At 61.6% G+C, this 15,606-nt stretch carries 16 protein-coding genes, 1 tRNA gene and 1 pseudogene; 6 read left to right on the forward strand and 12 right to left on the reverse strand.

The window, feature by feature from the left end:
* Positions 1-94: 94 nt before the first annotated feature.
* The gene (locus PRJ_RS10515; RefSeq protein ID WP_104961329.1) at positions 95-1,387 is read left to right on the forward strand and encodes an OprD family porin; all 1,293 of its coding nucleotides are present in this window, start codon (positions 95-97) and stop codon (positions 1,385-1,387) included.
* A gap of 171 nt (positions 1,388-1,558) precedes the next feature.
* Here PRJ_RS10515 and PRJ_RS10520 read toward each other — a convergent pair whose 3' ends face one another.
* Entirely contained in the window at positions 1,559-1,744 is a 186-nt protein-coding gene (locus tag PRJ_RS10520) for a hypothetical protein (RefSeq protein WP_014590418.1), read from the reverse strand.
* Between the two features lie 848 nt (positions 1,745-2,592).
* Entirely contained in the window at positions 2,593-3,498 is a 906-nt protein-coding gene (locus PRJ_RS10535; protein WP_104961331.1) for a LysR family transcriptional regulator, read from the reverse strand.
* A 98-nt stretch (positions 3,499-3,596) separates the two neighbouring features.
* On the opposite strand from PRJ_RS10535, the gene PRJ_RS10540 reads away from it, so the two are divergent.
* The gene (locus PRJ_RS10540; RefSeq protein ID WP_104961332.1) at positions 3,597-4,358 is read left to right on the forward strand and encodes a TSUP family transporter; all 762 of its coding nucleotides are present in this window, start codon (positions 3,597-3,599) and stop codon (positions 4,356-4,358) included.
* 1 nt (position 4,359) lies between these two features.
* On the opposite strand, the gene PRJ_RS10545 is transcribed toward PRJ_RS10540, so the two are convergent.
* The 5 genes from PRJ_RS10545 to PRJ_RS10565 all read right to left on the reverse strand — a co-directional run bounded on the left by PRJ_RS10545 (position 4,360) and on the right by PRJ_RS10565 (position 9,063).
* A complete protein-coding gene (locus tag PRJ_RS10545; protein ID WP_049587745.1) occupies positions 4,360-5,784 on the reverse strand; it encodes a GGDEF domain-containing protein in 1,425 nt (474 codons plus the stop codon).
* A gap of 137 nt (positions 5,785-5,921) precedes the next feature.
* Positions 5,922-7,751 (reverse strand): SLC13 family permease, encoded by a 1,830-nt coding sequence (locus tag PRJ_RS10550; RefSeq protein WP_104961333.1) that lies wholly within the window; start codon positions 7,749-7,751, stop codon positions 5,922-5,924.
* 126 nt (positions 7,752-7,877) lie between these two features.
* Positions 7,878-8,270, reverse strand: a complete 393-nt coding sequence (locus tag PRJ_RS10555; RefSeq protein WP_010954752.1) for a glycine zipper domain-containing protein — start codon at positions 8,268-8,270, stop codon at positions 7,878-7,880.
* Between the two features lie 73 nt (positions 8,271-8,343).
* Entirely contained in the window at positions 8,344-8,529 is a 186-nt protein-coding gene (locus tag PRJ_RS10560; protein ID WP_004577263.1) for a hypothetical protein, read from the reverse strand.
* Between the two features lie 243 nt (positions 8,530-8,772).
* Positions 8,773-9,063, reverse strand: coding sequence for an RcnB family protein (locus PRJ_RS10565; protein ID WP_010954750.1), 291 nt, complete (start codon positions 9,061-9,063; stop codon positions 8,773-8,775).
* Positions 9,064-9,180: 117 nt separating this feature from the next.
* On the opposite strand from PRJ_RS10565, the gene PRJ_RS10570 reads away from it, so the two are divergent.
* Together PRJ_RS10570 and PRJ_RS10575 are read left to right on the forward strand one after the other, a co-directional pair.
* Positions 9,181-9,531 (forward strand): hypothetical protein, encoded by a 351-nt coding sequence (locus PRJ_RS10570; protein ID WP_003251087.1) that lies wholly within the window; start codon positions 9,181-9,183, stop codon positions 9,529-9,531.
* 169 nt (positions 9,532-9,700) lie between these two features.
* Positions 9,701-10,522, forward strand: coding sequence for a bifunctional 2-polyprenyl-6-hydroxyphenol methylase/3-demethylubiquinol 3-O-methyltransferase UbiG (locus PRJ_RS10575; RefSeq protein ID WP_104961334.1), 822 nt, complete (start codon positions 9,701-9,703; stop codon positions 10,520-10,522).
* Here PRJ_RS10575 and PRJ_RS10580 read toward each other — a convergent pair whose 3' ends face one another.
* From PRJ_RS10580 to PRJ_RS10595, 4 genes are all read right to left on the reverse strand, one after another.
* The gene (locus PRJ_RS10580) at positions 10,523-11,290 is read right to left on the reverse strand and encodes an SDR family oxidoreductase (RefSeq protein WP_003251082.1); all 768 of its coding nucleotides are present in this window, start codon (positions 11,288-11,290) and stop codon (positions 10,523-10,525) included.
* A 36-nt stretch (positions 11,291-11,326) separates the two neighbouring features.
* The gene (locus tag PRJ_RS10585) at positions 11,327-12,394 is read right to left on the reverse strand and encodes a phosphotransferase family protein (RefSeq protein ID WP_104961335.1); all 1,068 of its coding nucleotides are present in this window, start codon (positions 12,392-12,394) and stop codon (positions 11,327-11,329) included.
* A gap of 183 nt (positions 12,395-12,577) precedes the next feature.
* The gene (locus tag PRJ_RS10590; protein WP_003251077.1) at positions 12,578-12,895 is read right to left on the reverse strand and encodes an SCP2 sterol-binding domain-containing protein; all 318 of its coding nucleotides are present in this window, start codon (positions 12,893-12,895) and stop codon (positions 12,578-12,580) included.
* Between the two features lie 56 nt (positions 12,896-12,951).
* A complete protein-coding gene (locus PRJ_RS10595) occupies positions 12,952-13,662 on the reverse strand; it encodes a histidine phosphatase family protein (RefSeq protein WP_104961336.1) in 711 nt (236 codons plus the stop codon).
* Between the two features lie 197 nt (positions 13,663-13,859).
* On the opposite strand from PRJ_RS10595, the gene sohB reads away from it, so the two are divergent.
* Together sohB and PRJ_RS10605 are read left to right on the forward strand one after the other, a co-directional pair.
* Positions 13,860-14,879: a protease SohB gene (sohB, locus tag PRJ_RS10600; RefSeq protein ID WP_104961337.1), complete on the forward strand. Its 1,020-nt coding sequence runs from the start codon at positions 13,860-13,862 to the stop codon at positions 14,877-14,879.
* Positions 14,880-15,033: 154 nt separating this feature from the next.
* Positions 15,034-15,107 (forward strand) — tRNA-Cys (locus PRJ_RS10605).
* A gap of 98 nt (positions 15,108-15,205) precedes the next feature.
* Here the strand turns inward: PRJ_RS10605 and PRJ_RS30680 are convergent.
* Positions 15,206-15,472 (reverse strand): annotated as a pseudogene (locus PRJ_RS30680) (integrase); the annotation flags it as partial.
* Between the last annotated feature and the right edge of the window lie 134 nt (positions 15,473-15,606).

Genomic DNA, 15,606 nt, shown 5'->3' on the forward strand with positions numbered 1-15,606 from the left:
CCGCCTGCCGACCTCTCTCGATGCAACCCGCACGTCGGTGGCCATGCAGTGCCGCCGCGCCGGGTTGCTGTTGCCCAAATCCAGGAGTAGCCCTATGCAAGGTTTCACTGCGCCGCGTTTTTCTTCGTCTGCACGCCTGGCCGGCGGTTGTATTGCCGCCGCTTTGTGTGCAGAGGCCACGGCAGAAGAGGCTGGTTTCATCGAAGGTGCCCGCGCCACGCTGCAGGCGCGCAATTACTTCTTCAGCCGCGACTATGCCGATATCAAGGGCGCCAGCACCCAGTCGCGCACCCAGGAATGGGCGCAAGGGTTTATCCTCAATGCCAGCTCCGGTTATACCCAGGGCACCCTTGGCGTGGGTGTGGATGTTACTGGCCTGCTGGGTTTCAAGCTCGACAGCAGCCCGGAACATGCCCGGTCCGGGTTGCTGCCCAGCCTGGACAGCGGCAAGTCGGCGGACGAATACAGCCGCGTGGGTGCGGCGATCAAGTTCAAGGTGTCGCAAACCGAGCTGAAGGTGGGCGAGTTGATGCCCAACCTGCCGGTGCTGCTGTTCAGCGATTTGCGCCTGCTGCCGCCGACATACCAGGGCGCGATGCTGGAGTCGCGCGAGTTCGCCGGGTTGACCCTGAGCGCCGGCCAGTTCCGCTCCACCAGCCTGCGCGACTCGTCCAACAGCCAGAAGATGTACGCGCTGGTCAACGACCCGATCAACCCGGCGCGGCTGGCGCGTTTTACCAGCGACCGGTTCAACTACGTGGGTGCCGACTATGCCTTCAACGACAACCGAACCAGCGTCGGTGTCTGGCAGGCGCAGCTGGAGGATATCTACCAGCAGCGCTTCTATAGCTTCAAGCATGCCGAGCCGCTGGGGAGCTGGACGCTGGGGGTCAATGCCGGCTACTTCGATGCCCGCGAGGACGGGAGCAAGGTGGCTGGCGACTACGATAACCATGCGCTGTTCAGCCTGTTCTCGGCCAAGACCGGCGGGCATACCTTTTATGTGGGCTATCAGCAGATCGGCGGCGATGACGGCTTTATCCAGGTAGGCGCCAACACCAACCCGATGGGTAATACGCTGCCGACCTATGAGTTCTCGGCGCCGGGTGAACGCTCGTGGCAGGTGCGACATGATTACAATTTTGTCGCCTTGGGGCTTCCAGGGCTGACGTCGACCCTGCGTTATGTGAAGGGCCGGGACGTGGAGACAGGGCTGGGCTTTGAAGGGCGTGACCGCGAGCGTGACCTGGACCTGGCCTACGTGGTGCAAAGCGGGCCGTTGGCCGGGCTTGGGATACGGGTGCGCAATGTGATGGCGCGCTCCAACTACCGGACAGATATAGATGAGAACCGCTTGATTCTGAGTTACACGATCAAGGTGTTCTGAGGGGGTAGGTGACCCGGCGCCAGCTCGGCTTCCGAAGCAACCTTATGCTGCGAAGAAGCAATAGCTGCCTAAGGCAGTCGTTTGCCTTACCGCTCTCTTCGCAGCGCAAGGCTGCTCGTGCAAGGGGATGGGTAGGCCTGAGCTGTGAAGCATGACAATGGCTCTTGCAGGTCACTGCAAGGTGTCGGGCTTCAGGCTATCCGGCAGTTGCCGAAGGGCCTCCTCAAGCCGCGCGATCGGCCCAGTGAGTTGATCCGCTTCCTTGTCCTTGCCTTCACCTCTCAGGCGCTCACGCGCAACGCGCAGGTTAAGCAGATTTTTCTGCAACTTCAGTGCAGAGGTTTTGAACGAGTCCATGCTTTTCTCACGCTGTAGGCTTCCGTACCGTTGTAGGAAAAATGGACCGTAGCAGCTCGAATTTGCCGGGGAAACTGATGTTTCATACAGGCAATACTCATTGCCGCGACCTTTCCTACGGAGTGCGGTAAATAATCCTACAAGTCGTGTTTCAGATCGTGTCCTCCCAAGCAAACTCAATCTACCGTATTGGCTGGGTTCGGGCGCTTTCGAGGGGCAGCGCACCCAACGCAGGTGCTGGGTAAACCTGGAGGCGTGTTTAGAAACTTCATGTATCAATTGCCGGCCCGCGAGCGACACGTGCTCAGCGTCAACCACTGCGGCTGAATCCAGCTCGGCGGCATCTGCGCGTCACATCTGATCCGCTTTTTTTCCATAAACCTGAATCTGTAACCGTATCAGCCCAAGCTCGACAATATGCCCATTCCCGCATCACAACTGTAGAGGTTCCAATGGGCAAGCTGGCGCTGTTCCTGGGTGGTTTTCTGCTGCTGACCATTCTGATTGGTATTCTTGGCACCATTCCGCCAAGCTGAGTTCAACTGCGTTTCCCCCTGCGCGGCCCGTCCACTCCAAGCGACGGGCCCAATCTATTGGCCAATGGCCGGTCATCTTTTTCATCGCACTGCTGGGTCAGCATCAGGTGCAAGTCATTCTCAGGGCAGGCGTGGATCGAGCGGGTCAGGTTGGCCAGTTCGCCTTTCTGCTTGTGCGATAAGTCGTTCTTTACGCTGGGAAATCTGTCCACAAAAAACGTGGGTAGGTCTGTGGATAAAGTGCTGCAAGCCAGACCCGCGGCGGGCTCTGTTAAATTGAGCAGAATTTGAACAGTCGTTTCATGGCTTGTTTCAGTACAGCGGGCCGGCTCGGCGCAGGGCGGCCAGCAAGTCACGCACCCGCGTCGGCAACTCGCCGGCAGGGTATACAGCATGCATCTGTGGGTCCTGGCCGCTACTGGACGTCAAGCGGTACTGCGGGCACACCCGCACCAGGCGCCCGGCCTTGACCTGTGCTTCGCCGACCCAGGCGGCAAGGCGGGCGATGCCGGCGCCGGCCAGGGTGCTGTGGTACACCGCGCCTCCCGAGCCCAAGCGAAGCCTGGGCCTGGGGCGAAGGCTGGTGATCTGGTCATCGTGGCAAAAGTGCCAGGCCTTGAGGATGCGTGGCGCGGTATGCAGGATCAAGGTGTGTCCATCCAGGTCTTCCGGATGTTGCGGTGTGCCAGCCAGGGCCAGATATGCCGGGCTGGCATACAGGTGGCGCTGGTAGGGCCAAAGCGGGTAGCCGATCAGCTCGCTCGATTGCGGGAAGGCACCGCGCACCACGAAATCGAATTTACCTTGCAGCGGGTCAAGGGCTTCGTCGCTGTACTGCACGTCCAGGGTCACCTGAGGGTGGCGGCGGGAAAACTCGGCAAGCACTTGCGGTAGCACATGCTCTCCCAGCAGTTGCGGCGCGGCAAAGCGGATCCAGCCTTGGGCGCTGCCGCTGAGCGCGGCCAGTTCGTCGGCAGCATCGCGTTGCACATCCAGCAAGCGTTCGGCATGCGGCAGCAAGCGCTCGCCGGCCTCGGTCAGGGTGACGGCGTTGGCGTTTCGGTTGAGCAGTTTGCTTCCCGCATTGTCTTCCAGGGTTTGTACCGCGCGTGTAACTGCGCTGGGCGAACGCCCCAGGGCGCGGGCGGCAGCAACGAAGCTGCGCTTGTGCGCCACGCTGACGAACGCCTGAATTTCCCGCAGCATGTCCAGTGCCATGGCCTGCTCCTCGTTGCAGTTATCGCAATATGGCATTTCAACACAAGTGTGCCACTTTGATTAGCCTTGCAGGCGTCTTCACTGCCTGGAACCGCGTCATGATGGATATTGCTGTGCTTTCTGTGTTCGCCTTCGCCGCTGGGTTGATCGACGCCGCGGTGGGTGGTGGCGGGCTGATCCAGATCCCGGCCTTGTTCAACGTGTTGCCCTCTGCGCAACCGGCCGCCTTGCTCGGCAGCAACAAACTGGCGTCCGTGTGCGGCACGGCCTTCGCGGCCCGCTCGTTCATCCGTAAAGTGACGCTGGATTGGGGGTTGATCGTACCGGCGGCACTCAGTGCCTTTGTCATGTCGTTCGCGGGGGCCGCCACGGTGTCGCTGGTACCCCCCAGCGTGATGCGCCCGGCGGTGCTGGTGCTGATCGTGCTGATGGCTGTCTACACCTTCTGCAAGAAGGACTTCGGCACCTTGCACACACCTGCGCAGGTCGGCCGCAAGGAGCAGTGCCTGGCAGTACTGATCGGCGGTGCTATCGGCTTCTACGATGGCCTGTTCGGCCCGGGCACCGGTAGCTTCCTGATCTTCCTGTTCATCCGTTTCTTCGCTCTGGACTTCCTGCACGCCTCGGCTTCGGCCAAGGTGGTGAACATTGCCACCAACCTGGCGGCGCTGGTGTTCTTCGTGCCGACGGGCAACGTGCTGTACGCCATAGCCTTGCCCATGGCGGTGTGCAACATTCTCGGCGCGCTGACCGGTACCTGGCTGGCGGTACGCAAGGGTGCCGGGTTTGTTCGCGGGCTGTTCTTGGTGCTGTTGTGTGTGCTGATCGCCAAACTGTCGTGGGACCTGCTGACCGGCTAGTTCAGATCACCAGGCGCTGTGCTTCGGCCTGTTCGACGCGGTTGCGGCCCCGGGCCTTGGCCCGGTACAGCGCCTGGTCGGCACTGGCCAGCAGTTCGTCGAGGCTGGGGGCCGGCATGTCTGCGTCGCAGCCTGCCACACCGATACTCACGGTAATCTGCAGGCGCTGGTCGGCCTGTGTCACGTGCAGGTCCTGTATGGCGCGGCGCAGGCGTTCGGCGGTGAAGTTGGCCCGCTCTGGCGCAAGTCCGGGCAGGATGACAACGAATTCTTCGCCACCCAGCCGTGCGATCAGTTCATCGTTGTGCAGTTGGTCCTGCAGGGTGCTGGCGAATTGGCGCAGCACCTGGTCACCGACGGCATGGCCGTGGGCATCGTTGATCGACTTGAAGTGGTCGATGTCCAGCATCATCAGGGTCAGCGGCAGCGCCTGGGCGTGCTGCTGGCGGCTCTCCAGCAGCGCGTTGGCACGGCGTGTGAAGGCGCTGCGGGTGAGCACGCCGGTGAGGTGATCGACGGTGGCCTGGTGCGCCAGGCGGGCCATGAGGCTACGGTTGGCCTGGCTGACGCAGGCCACCACCAGCGGCCCGAGCACCAGCATGGCGATGCCCAGGCGCGCCGACATCAGCGTGGTAACCCCAGGTTCGCTTTGCGGCACGCTGAAATGCATGAGGTTTTGCGCCACGGCCACGATGAGCGTACTGCCGGCCGTGAGCGTCAGCAATGAAACCAGGAACGGTGAATAGGTCCAGGCACACCACAGTAATGCGGCAATCGGGAAGGCAATGGCCCCAGGGCCACCGAATGCGATGCTGAATGCCAGCGAGGCCAGCAGTACCAGCAACGGCGCCAGGCGAATGGGCTGCGCGCCGCCGCGCACCAAGGCCCGCACCGAGGGTGCTGTAAGCAGCACCGGCAGCACCAGCACGCCGGTCGAGAACTGTTCGCTGAACCAGGCTAGCCAGGTGGCGCGCAACGACTGTTCGAACCAGGGTGCGGCCATTACCGCTGCCATGCTGGCCGCCACCATGGCAGCGGCGGCGCAGGCGGCGAACACGCTGAGTACGCCGTGCGGGCTGCGCATGCGCCGGTGCATGCGTGGCAGGCGCGACAGCAGCTGCCAGAGGGTGACCACCACGCCAAGATTGCACAGGTTTAACCACAGAGCCGGTACCCAGGCACTGCCACACAGCAGGTCGGCCCCGACCATGGCCAGCCACACCAGGCTAAAGCCCGTAAACGTGGCTTGACGGGGGTAGCGCAGCAGTACGCCGGCCAGTACGGCATTGACTGGCCAGAACAGCGACAGCGATTCGATCGGGCGTGCCAGGATACCGCCCAGGGTAAGGGCGAAGGTTACGCCAACTACAACGACATAAGGCAACACGCGCGATTGGGCTGGAAAAACCATGAACTCGACCGGCAAGCGGAAACGAAATCCAGGACAACGCGATAGAGCACCTGGGGCAATTACCCGCAGTGTGTTGGCTCAGGGTGGTTGATGTCAATCTGCCGCGATTGGTTGCGATAATGTCAAATTGCCTTTATTTCTGGCCACTTTCCTCACAGCCCGAAGAACCACGGCACCATCACGACGGTAACCAGCATCACCAGCACGGTGAACGGCACGCCAATCTTGACGAAGTCAGCGAAGCGGTATTGCCCGGGCCCAAGCACCAGCGTGTTGACCGGTGATGACACCGGCGTCATGAAAGCCGCCGACGCGGCCAGTGCGACGGTCATGGCGAACGGGTAGGGCGACATGCCCAGCTGCGCCGCAGTGCTGACAGCCACCGGCGCCATCAGAACCGCGGTGGCGGTGTTGGAAATGAACAGCCCGATCACTGCGGTGACGGCGAACAGGCAGGCAAGAATGGCGCTAGGGCCGGCACCACCCAGCACGTTCACCAGCCCACCCACCGCCAGGTCGATGCCACCGGTTTTCTGCAGCGCCTGGGCGAAGGGCAGCATGCCCACGATCAGCACCAGGCTTTGCCAGTGGATGGCGCGGTAGGCACTGTTCATGTCGATGCAACGGCCTGCGCCCATCAGCAAGCAGCCGATCAACGCTGCCATGACATTGGGTACGGCGCCGCTGACCATTAGCCCGACCATTACCGCCAGGCTAAGCAACGCTTGCGGCGCGCGAGTGCGGGCTGGTGCGACCAGGTCGATCTCGGCGGGCAAGCTCAGGACCAGGAAATCTTTGGGCTTGCTTTGCAATTGGCGTACTGCCTTCCACGGGCCGACTACCAGCAGCGTGTCGCCAAGGCGCAGCTTTTCTTCCACCAGTTGCTCTTCGATAGCGGCCTGATCGCGGCGCAGGCCGACCACGTTGAGGCCATAGCGGGTGCGAAACGCCAGTTCGAGAATACTCTTGCCGATCAACTGCGAGCCGGGTGGCAGCGAGACCTCAGCCATTCCCAAATCCTGGGACTGGTCGATGAAGTAGGCGGCCTTGAAGTGCAGCGGCTCCAGGTGCATGGTTTGGCACAGGCTGCGCAGGTCGTCATGCTTGGCGAACAGGTCGAGCAGCAGCACGTCGCCCTGATGCAGCACGGTGCCCGAGTCGGCCGCGATCACGCGCGTGGTGAACTTGTGCTGGCGCTCGATACCGATCACGTTGGCGCCGTGTCTGGTGCGCAGTTGCAGCTCGCCAAGGTTGTGGCCGATCAGCGGCGATTGAGGGCGGATGCGCAGGCGTCGTTCACGGCCGTTGAGCTTGTAGTCCAGTACCAGGTCCAGCAAGGTGCGGCGGCTTTCCACCCGGCCGTCCTTGCGCACTTCACCGTTGAGCCAGTGCCGAGTCAGCAGCATGTAGCCAATGCCCAGCACCAGTACCACCAGGCCGAACGGGGTAAAGCTGAAGAAGCTGAACCCCGCTTCGCCATGGCGGACCAGCTCGCTGTGCACCACCACGTTGGGCGGTGTGGCGACCAGGCTGAGCATGCCACTGATGAGGCCGGCAAAAGCCAGTGGCATCATCAGGCGGCTGGGTGACAGCTGCAGGCGCGCAGCGATGCTCAGCACCACCGGGATGAAAATGGCCACCACGCCGGTGGAGCTCATGATTGATCCCAGCCCGGCCACCGCCACCATCAGCAGTACCAGCAGGCGTGCTTCGCTATTGCCGGCCCGCTCGCTCATCCATTCGCCGATGCGATAGGCAATGCCGGTGCGCACCAGGCCTTCGCCAATCACGAACAGGGCGGCGATCAGCACCACGTTGGGGTCGCTGAACCCGGCCAGGGCCTGTTCCACGGTAAGGATGCCGAGTAGTGGCAGGGCGAGAATCACCAGCAGCGCGACCACGTCCATGCGTGGGCGGTTGATGACGAACAGGGTAATCACGATGGCCAGCAGGCCGAGGACCCAGAGCAACTCATGGTTCATGGGGAGGGGGTGTTCCTTCACACGGGGGCACGATAGACAGTAGCAGTCAGTGTGCCAGCTTGTAGTGAAGGGGGTGTTGATGTGCTGCAACAAAAAGGGCCGCTATGCGGCCCTCCGGTCACGGGGTCAGTGACGGTGGCGGTGGTGCTTCTTGCTGCCGCGGTTGTTGTCGCCCAGATGGTTGCCGAGGGCACCACCGGCCGCGCCGCCCAGGCCGGCACCCACGGTCGAACCGGTCTTGCCGCCTACTGCGCCGCCCAGCAGCGAGCCGCCGGCCGAGCCCAGGCCACCGCCGATGGCGGCTTCGGTACGGTTGCCTTTGCGCGCACCGACAGCGCTGCCGGCTGCGCCGCCAACGCCGGCACCGATGGCTGCGCCGGTCTTGCCGCCGAGCTGTTGACCAACAACGTTGCCCAGGACACCCCCCAGGCCACCGCCAATGGCGGCAGTACCGTCACCGGCGAAAGCGCCCTGGCATAGCAGCAGGCCAAGGGCAAGGGAAGGCAGAGTCAGACGCATGATACGAACCTCAAAGGAATCATCAGGATAAGTCGCCGCGCAACGGGCGGCAGGTCAGGGCTGAAAGGACGCTTCAGCGGTAGTAGCGGTCACCGCGGTATTGCCGATCGTCATCGTCGTCGCGGTCATGGCGATGGTGGTGGCGATGGTCACGGTCGCGGTCACGCCAGCCGTCGTCATCATGGTAGCGATGGCTATGGCAACCTGCGGTCAGCAGGACAACAGCAACCAGAGAAAGGCTTGCAAGACGCGTGAGCACGATATAGGTCCTTGATCCGCATAGGTTTACGGGGCACCTTTTAAGACTGGGACCGATCGATTTGGTTTCCCGGGCGGGCAAAAAAATTGTGCTTCAAGTGATCAGCGCCAAGGCGTTCGCCTGAAAGAACGGGCTGTGGCGCTGACCGGCATTGATCGTTCCAAGCGTATCAACACGTTCTGGCCATGCTTGGCCGGCGGCGAAGTGCTGTGCAATGGGTCGCCTTGGCCGGGGCGTGTCGAATCAGGATGCCGGTTGAATCGCCAGCACCACGCCATTGGTGATCTGCACCAGCACATAATGCTTGCCCATGCGCACCCAGTGGCTTTCCTTTTCCGGTTCGGGCAGGCCTTTGGCTTTCCAGTCCTGGATGGCCTGGTCATCGCGTTTGTACTGGTCCGGGGCCTTGTCGCCGACGTTCAGTTCACGGTTGTGGGTTTCGGGGGCGGTGATGCTTTCTTCGCTCGAGGGGGCGGCGCTGACGCTCAGAGGCAGGCAAGGCAGGGCGGCGAGTAGCAGATAGTGCAGTTTCATGATGCGTTCCTCGTGATGGCATGTTTTATCTGCGACAGCGGCAAGTGCGTGGCAATTCACTCGGGATGCCTGCCAGTGCTAGAGTCGCCTTCTTTTTTGCGACCCCGAGGATGGAACATGCGTGCGATTCTGCCGTTGGCTGCGGTGCTGATGCTGGCCGGTTGTGCTTCTGCGACCATGGAAACGGCGCGTGGCGGCAAGCCGACTGCGCAGCTCGACTCGCACAAGGCGCCAGAGCTGGTGGCCCAGTGCATCCAGTTCAGCTGGCAGGAAGAGAAGGTGTTCGGTGATGACGCCAGCGGCTACCTGGAGCCTCGCAAGCAGGGCGGGTTCACCGTGTTTACCCGTGAGGCCGAAGCGTTCGTGGACGTTTACCCGCAGCCGGGCGGCACGCGTGTGGATTACTACGCGAAGCAGAACGACGGCGTGGCCCTGCAGCGCCGAGCGGCTGCTGCAACCTGCCTGTAACGGCTGGCGCTATCGCCGCTCCTGTAAGGGCCCGTGCATTCAGGGTGCTGAGCAAGGCAGTTGTTGCCACAGCAGAGGCGCGCGGGCTTTACAATTTTTATCAAGTCAGTTGTGTCTCAGGGCGCGGGGTGACGGCTAGCATAAGGTGCTTCCACGCAAGGACGACACCATGGACCGTTCACTGCAACTCAACCGCATCAGTTGGGATGAGCGTGCCCCGTTGCACGCCGCTTCGAAGGACTACGAGGTCGAACGCCTGGTCCAGCAACACGGGCACTTGTCCGAAACCGTACGCTTCGACCTGCCATTGCTCGGTGACATTGACGGGCTTGATACGGTCCACTTGCAGTGCCACATCGGCACCGACACCCTGTCGCTGGCGCGCCTTGGCGCCAAGGTTTGTGGCCTGGATTATTCCAAGGCTTCGCTGGCCGAGGCACGGGCATTGGCCGAGCGATGCGCGCTGCCCATCCAGTATGTCGAGTCTGACGTCTATGCCGCCGACAAGGTACTGCCGACGGGTACGTTCGACCTGGTCTACACCGGTATTGGCGCGCTCTGCTGGTTGCCCCGCATCGAGCCTTGGGCGCGCACCGTCGCGGCACTGCTGAAACCGGGCGGGCGGCTGTTCCTGCGCGAAGGGCACCCGATGCTGATGACTGTCAACGAAGATCATCAGGACCGCCTGCAGCTCGAATATCCGTATTTCGAACACGAAGCGCCGACGGTGTGGCACAACGACCAGACCTATGTCGAAACCGATCAACGCCTGGCCCACACCGAAACTCACGAATGGAACCACGGCCTGGGTGAAGTGATCACCGCCTTGCTGGCCCACGGCCTGCAGCTGACAGCGCTGGTCGAGCACCAGAGCATCCCCTGGGAGGCGCTGCCGGGGCAGATGGTCAAGGGCGAAGACGGCGAATATCGCCTGCGCGAGCAGCCTGCACGCCTGCCCCTGAGTTACACCTTGGTCGCCGTCAAAGCCTGATCAGGACAGGAAGCCACCGTCGACATTGAGGGTGGTGCCGGTGGTGTAGCTGGAGGCATCGCTGGCCAGGTACAGCACCGCGCCCGCCATTTCCTTGGGGTCGGCCACGCGCTTGAGGGGGATCTGCTGCAAGGCGGCATTGAGGATGGCTTCGTTCTTCACCAGTGCCGAAGCGAACTTGGTGTCGGTCAACCCCGGCAGTAGCGCGTTGCAGCGAATACCGAAGGGTGCACACTCTTTGGCGAACACCTTGGTCATGTTGATGACCGCTGCCTTGGTCACCGAGTAGATGCCTTGGAACAGCCCGGGTGAAACACCGTTGATCGACGCCACGTTGATGATGCTGCCGCCGCCGTTCTCGCGCATCAGCTTGCCAGCCTCCACCGACATGAAGAAGTAACCACGGATGTTCACGTCCACGGTCTTCTGGAACGCCCCTGGGTCGGTGTCCAGCACATTGCAGAATTGCGGGTTGGTGGCTGCATTGTTGACCAGCACGTCCAGTCGCCCGAACTGTTCGCGAATGCCGGCGAACACCTGCTGAATCTGTTCCAGCTCACCAATGTGGCAGGCCACAGCCGTGGCCTTGCCGCCGGCGGCAATGATGGCGTCGGCCACCTGCTGGCACCCGTCAAGCTTGCGGCTGGAAACGATCACATGGGCCCCTTGCTGCGCGAGCAAGTGGGCGATGGCCTCGCCGATGCCACGGCTGGCGCCGGAAACAAAGGCAATCTTGCCGTCGAGGTCGAACAGGTGGGTCTTGGACATGCTGTTTTCCTTGTTATCCGTCGTCGTGGGCTGTGCTCAGAGGCTGGACTTGGAAATGACCTGCAAGGTCATTTGTTCCAGCAAGCGGTTCATGTGAATGAACTGGGCGAAACGCTTGTCCTGGGTCTGGCCATGGTAGTAGCGGTAGTAGATCTGCTGAACGATGCCTGCCAGGCGGAACAGGCCATAGCAATAGTAGTAATCGAAGTTGTCCAGGCGGATGCCGGCGCGCTCGGCGTAGTAATCGACGAACTGGCGACGGCTGAGCATGCCTGGCGCGTTGCTCGGCTGGCGGCGCATCAACTGCACTGGCGCCGGGTCGCCGGCTTCGACCCAGTAGGCCAGGCAGTTGCCCAGGTCCATGAGTGGGTCGCCCAGGGTGGCCATTTCCCAGTCCAGCACACCGATGATGCGCATGGGGTTGTCCGCGTCCAGGATGACGTTGTCGAACCGGTAGTCGTTGTGCACGATGCCTGGGCGCGGGTGGTCGGCGGGCATTTTTTCGTGCAGCCAGGCGGTTACCGTTTCCCAGCGTGGCGCATCCGGTGTCAGGGCTTTTTCATAACGGCTGGTCCAGCCCTCGATCTGGCGCTGTACGTAGCCCTCCGGCTTGCCCAGGTCGGCCAGGCCGCAGGCGGTGTAGTCCACCTGGTGCAGCTCGACCAGGCGGTCGATGAAGCTTTTGCACAGGGCTTCGGTCCGGCTGGCGTCCAGGTTCAGTTCGGCCGGGATGTCCGAGCGCAGGATGATGCCCTTGACCCGTTCCATCACATAGAACTCGCCGCCGATCAGGCCGGTGTCGGTGCAGTGTGCATAGGCCTTGGGGCAGTAGGGGAAGCCGCTGTTCAGCTGGTTGAGGATGCGGTACTCGCGACCCATGTCGTGGGCCGACTTGGCCTTTTGACCGAAGGGTGGTCGACGCAGCACGAAGTCGCGGCCCGGGTAGCTGACCAGGTAGGTGAGGTTGGAGGCGCCGCCAGGAAACTGGCTGATGCTCGGCAGGCCGTGCAGGCCGGGGATATTGGCTTTGAAGTAAGGGTCGATGACGGCCGCGTCGAGTTCTTCGCCGGGGCGTACCTGGGTGGACTGGTCGGTGAGCGTCATGCGTCTTCCTTATTCTCGATAGCAAGTACTATTGGGTAATCTAATGGTCCGCCAGGGTTGGAACAATCGTCCCATGTGCCAAATAGGTGAGGGTGTTGCTGGTGGATCACTGCACCGAATGCAGGGCAAAAAAAACCGAAGCCGTCAGGCTTCGGTTTTTCGATCATCCGGTATTCCCAGCCCTCAGGACGGGAACAGCTCGCTGAGTTTCATCGACAGCATCATGTCGCCCTCAACCCGCAGCTTGCCGCCCATGAAGGCCTGCATGCCGTCGGTTTCGCCGCTGACGATACCCTTCAGGGTTTCGGCGTCCATCACCAGGGTGCAGTTGGCATCCGGGTTTTCGCCTTCCTGCAGGTCGCAGGTGCCGTCCTTGACGATCAGCGCGTAGTGCTTGTCTTCGTCGGTGATGTTGAAGCCGAACACCAGGTCCAGGCCGGCGGCAGCGGATGGGTTGAATTTCTCTTGCATCTTTTTGACGGCATCAGCTACGGAGGTCATGGCGCATTCCTTATAGAGTGATTTACACGTCCCCGCAGGGACACAACAAGCCGGGCTTATCGGTAGGTGACAAGCTCCGGCGCCCTCAACAGCTGCACATGGGCCTGGCTGTTGAAGGAGGCCAGTGCCACGTCGCGGCCGCGAAACTTCAGCTGGCTGAGCGACGTGTTGATGATCTGCCAGTTCAGCGCGAACGCCTGGCTGGGGGTAATACCGGTAACCAGGTGGAGCAGGGCGGCAATGGTGCCACCCGAGGTGAAGATAGCAACATGATCGCCGCTGCCGGAGCTGTCCAGCACGCGTTGCAGGCCCCCTTGTACGCGTGACGTAAACGAATGCCAGGTTTCCAGGCCATTATCGGCATGCTCGCCATCGTGCCAGCGCTGCACCATCAACGCGAACAGACGCTGAAACTCGCTGCGATGCTGCGCAGCATTGCGCAGCACATGCAGGGCATCGGGCTCTTCCGGCAGCAGGTCGGGCAACAGGGCGCGTATCACCCCGTCGGCATCGAACTCATTGAATGCGGCGTCGGTCTCAATCGCCGGCACCGGGCAGCCGTTGGCGTGCAGCGCCTGCAGCGCCAGCCGTGCGGTATCCTGCTGGCGGCGCAGGTCGCCAGCCACGCAGCGGTCCAGCCGCACGCCCAACTGGGCCAGGTGTTCACCCAGGGCCTGGCTCTGGCGCACGCCCACGGGCGAGAGGACGTCGTAGTCATCGGCACCGAAGGAGGCTTGGCCATGTCGAATCAGGTAGAGATTGCCCACGAAAGGTTCCGGCCTGTTGGAGGTTGCTGCGAGGTTAGGATGCGGCTCACGGGCTGTCAACGAAAAAACATACAAGCGTTTGAAAAGGTTGTTTGAAAGATGTTGCCAGCGTTTACACCGGCTGGCAGCACCATAGACGCAACGGTATGCTTGCAACAGTGACGCGCCGTAGTGGCGCAGGCATTTAAGGAGTCAACGTGGAGTTTCTTGCCGAATACGCAAGCTTTCTCGCCAAAACCGCCACCCTGGTCATCGCCATCCTGGTGGTACTGTCGGCCATCGCCGGGCTGCGTGGCAAAGGTCGGCGCAAATCGGGCGGGCAATTACAGGTCACCCGACTGAACGATTTTTACAAGGACCTGCGTGAGCGCCTGGAGTCCGGCCTGCTCGACAAGGCCCAGCTCAAGGCCCTGCGCAAGCAGCAGGCCAAGGCGGAAAAACAGCAGAAGAAGGGCAAGGCCGAAGACAAGAGCCGGGTATTCGTACTGGACTTCGATGGCGACATCAAAGCCTCGGCCACCGAAAGCCTGCGCAACGAAATCACCGCGCTGCTGACGCTCGCCACCGCGCGTGACGAAGTGGTACTGCGCCTGGAAAGCGGCGGTGGCCTGGTGCACAGTTACGGCTTGGCTGCGTCGCAACTGGCGCGTATTCGTCAGGCAGGCATCCCGTTGACCGTGTGCATCGACAAGGTGGCTGCCAGCGGTGGGTACATGATGGCCTGCATCGGCGAGAAGATCGTCAGCGCCCCATTCGCCGTACTGGGGTCTATTGGCGTGGTGGCGCAGTTACCCAACGTCAACCGCCTGCTGAAAAAGCACGACATCGACTTCGAAGTGCTGACTGCTGGCGAGTACAAGCGCACCCTGACCATCTTTGGCGAAAACACCGAGAAGGGCCGGGAGAAGTTCCAGGAAGACCTGGACATCACTCACCAGTTGTTCAAGGATTTCGTCTCCCGCTATCGTCCGCAGTTGCACATCGATGAAGTGGCCACTGGCGAAGTCTGGCTGGGCGTGGCCGCCTTGAATCGCAAGCTGGTGGACGAGTTGCAGACCAGTGACGAGTACCTGAGCGACCGCGCGCGCAACGCCAACCTGTTCCACCTGCACTATGCCGAACGCAAGAGCCTGCAGGAGCGTATTGGCATGGCCGCCAGCGGTACCGTGGAGAGAACGGTCGTCGGCTTGTGGAGTAAACTCAGCCGCCTGCGCTAACACCTTGAACCCGTTGAAATTTTTTTTTGTTCAGGGGGTTGCAAGGTTAAAAGAATGAAGACATAATGGCGCCCATCGAAACGCAGCAAACTTTGAAAAAGGTTCAGCGTTTCAAGGAGATAGCAAAGCGCAAGCAGCTAGATCCGACCTTTGAGGCCGAGTAGCAAAGTGGTTATGCTCCGGATTGCAAATCCGTCTACGCCGGTTCGATTCCGACCTCGGCCTCCACCATTCGAAAGCCCCGCAGATTAACGTCTGCGGGGTTTTTCTTTGAGGGTCGAAAAAAGCCACGAGTTCCGAAACTTTCGGGGTGGAGTTCTGAAACTTCAGCCTTTCGAGGGCTTTGCGATAGGTCCGACGCGCCGGTAATCATGCTCAGTAATTCCCTCTTTCGAGTGGCCCGGCAGTACGCTTGCCTCGCTAAGGTCGTTGATCTCTGATGCGGCCTTCGGTCGGATATCGCGGAACTGGATGAAGAACGGCGAAAGGTGCTGGCTGGTGTGTCGCGTGACCTTATCGAGCAGCAGGCTTAGGTTGTTCCTCACTCCTTTCATTTCCAGGACGATCCTCAGTCGCTTACCGGTCTTACCCCGAGGTTTCGATCAGTGATTGGGTGATTGCTGAGCGTGGTGAGGCGGCAGAAACCCTGTCGTTCTCCTACGTCAGCGGCCCTTACCAGGCCCGGCGCCTGGCCAACATTGAGTTGCGCCGCCGGGCCTGTGGAGCG

The sequence above is a fragment of the Pseudomonas sp. XWY-1 genome, from assembly GCF_002953115.1.
Lineage (GTDB): Bacteria > Pseudomonadota > Gammaproteobacteria > Pseudomonadales > Pseudomonadaceae > Aquipseudomonas > Aquipseudomonas alloputida.

Excerpts from the sequence above, each read along its gene's own strand:
- PRJ_RS10590 (WP_003251077.1), bottom strand. The coding sequence starts at position 12,895 with ATGACCTCCGTAGCTGATGCCGTCAAAAAGATGCAAGAGAAATTCAAC.
- PRJ_RS10585 (WP_104961335.1), bottom strand. The coding sequence starts at position 12,394 with ATGACGCTCACCGACCAGTCCACCCAGGTACGCCCCGGCGAAGAACTC.
- PRJ_RS10565 (WP_010954750.1), bottom strand. The coding sequence starts at position 9,063 with ATGAAACTGCACTATCTGCTACTCGCCGCCCTGCCTTGCCTGCCTCTG.
- PRJ_RS10570 (WP_003251087.1), top strand. The coding sequence starts at position 9,181 with ATGCGTGCGATTCTGCCGTTGGCTGCGGTGCTGATGCTGGCCGGTTGT.
- PRJ_RS10580 (WP_003251082.1), bottom strand. The coding sequence starts at position 11,290 with ATGTCCAAGACCCACCTGTTCGACCTCGACGGCAAGATTGCCTTTGTT.
- PRJ_RS10540 (WP_104961332.1), top strand. The coding sequence starts at position 3,597 with ATGATGGATATTGCTGTGCTTTCTGTGTTCGCCTTCGCCGCTGGGTTG.
- PRJ_RS10520 (WP_014590418.1), bottom strand. The coding sequence starts at position 1,744 with ATGGACTCGTTCAAAACCTCTGCACTGAAGTTGCAGAAAAATCTGCTT.
- PRJ_RS10555 (WP_010954752.1), bottom strand. The coding sequence starts at position 8,270 with ATGCGTCTGACTCTGCCTTCCCTTGCCCTTGGCCTGCTGCTATGCCAG.
- PRJ_RS10575 (WP_104961334.1), top strand. The coding sequence starts at position 9,701 with ATGGACCGTTCACTGCAACTCAACCGCATCAGTTGGGATGAGCGTGCC.
- PRJ_RS10550 (WP_104961333.1), bottom strand. The coding sequence starts at position 7,751 with ATGAACCATGAGTTGCTCTGGGTCCTCGGCCTGCTGGCCATCGTGATT.
- PRJ_RS10535 (WP_104961331.1), bottom strand. The coding sequence starts at position 3,498 with ATGGCACTGGACATGCTGCGGGAAATTCAGGCGTTCGTCAGCGTGGCG.
- PRJ_RS10515 (WP_104961329.1), top strand. The coding sequence starts at position 95 with ATGCAAGGTTTCACTGCGCCGCGTTTTTCTTCGTCTGCACGCCTGGCC.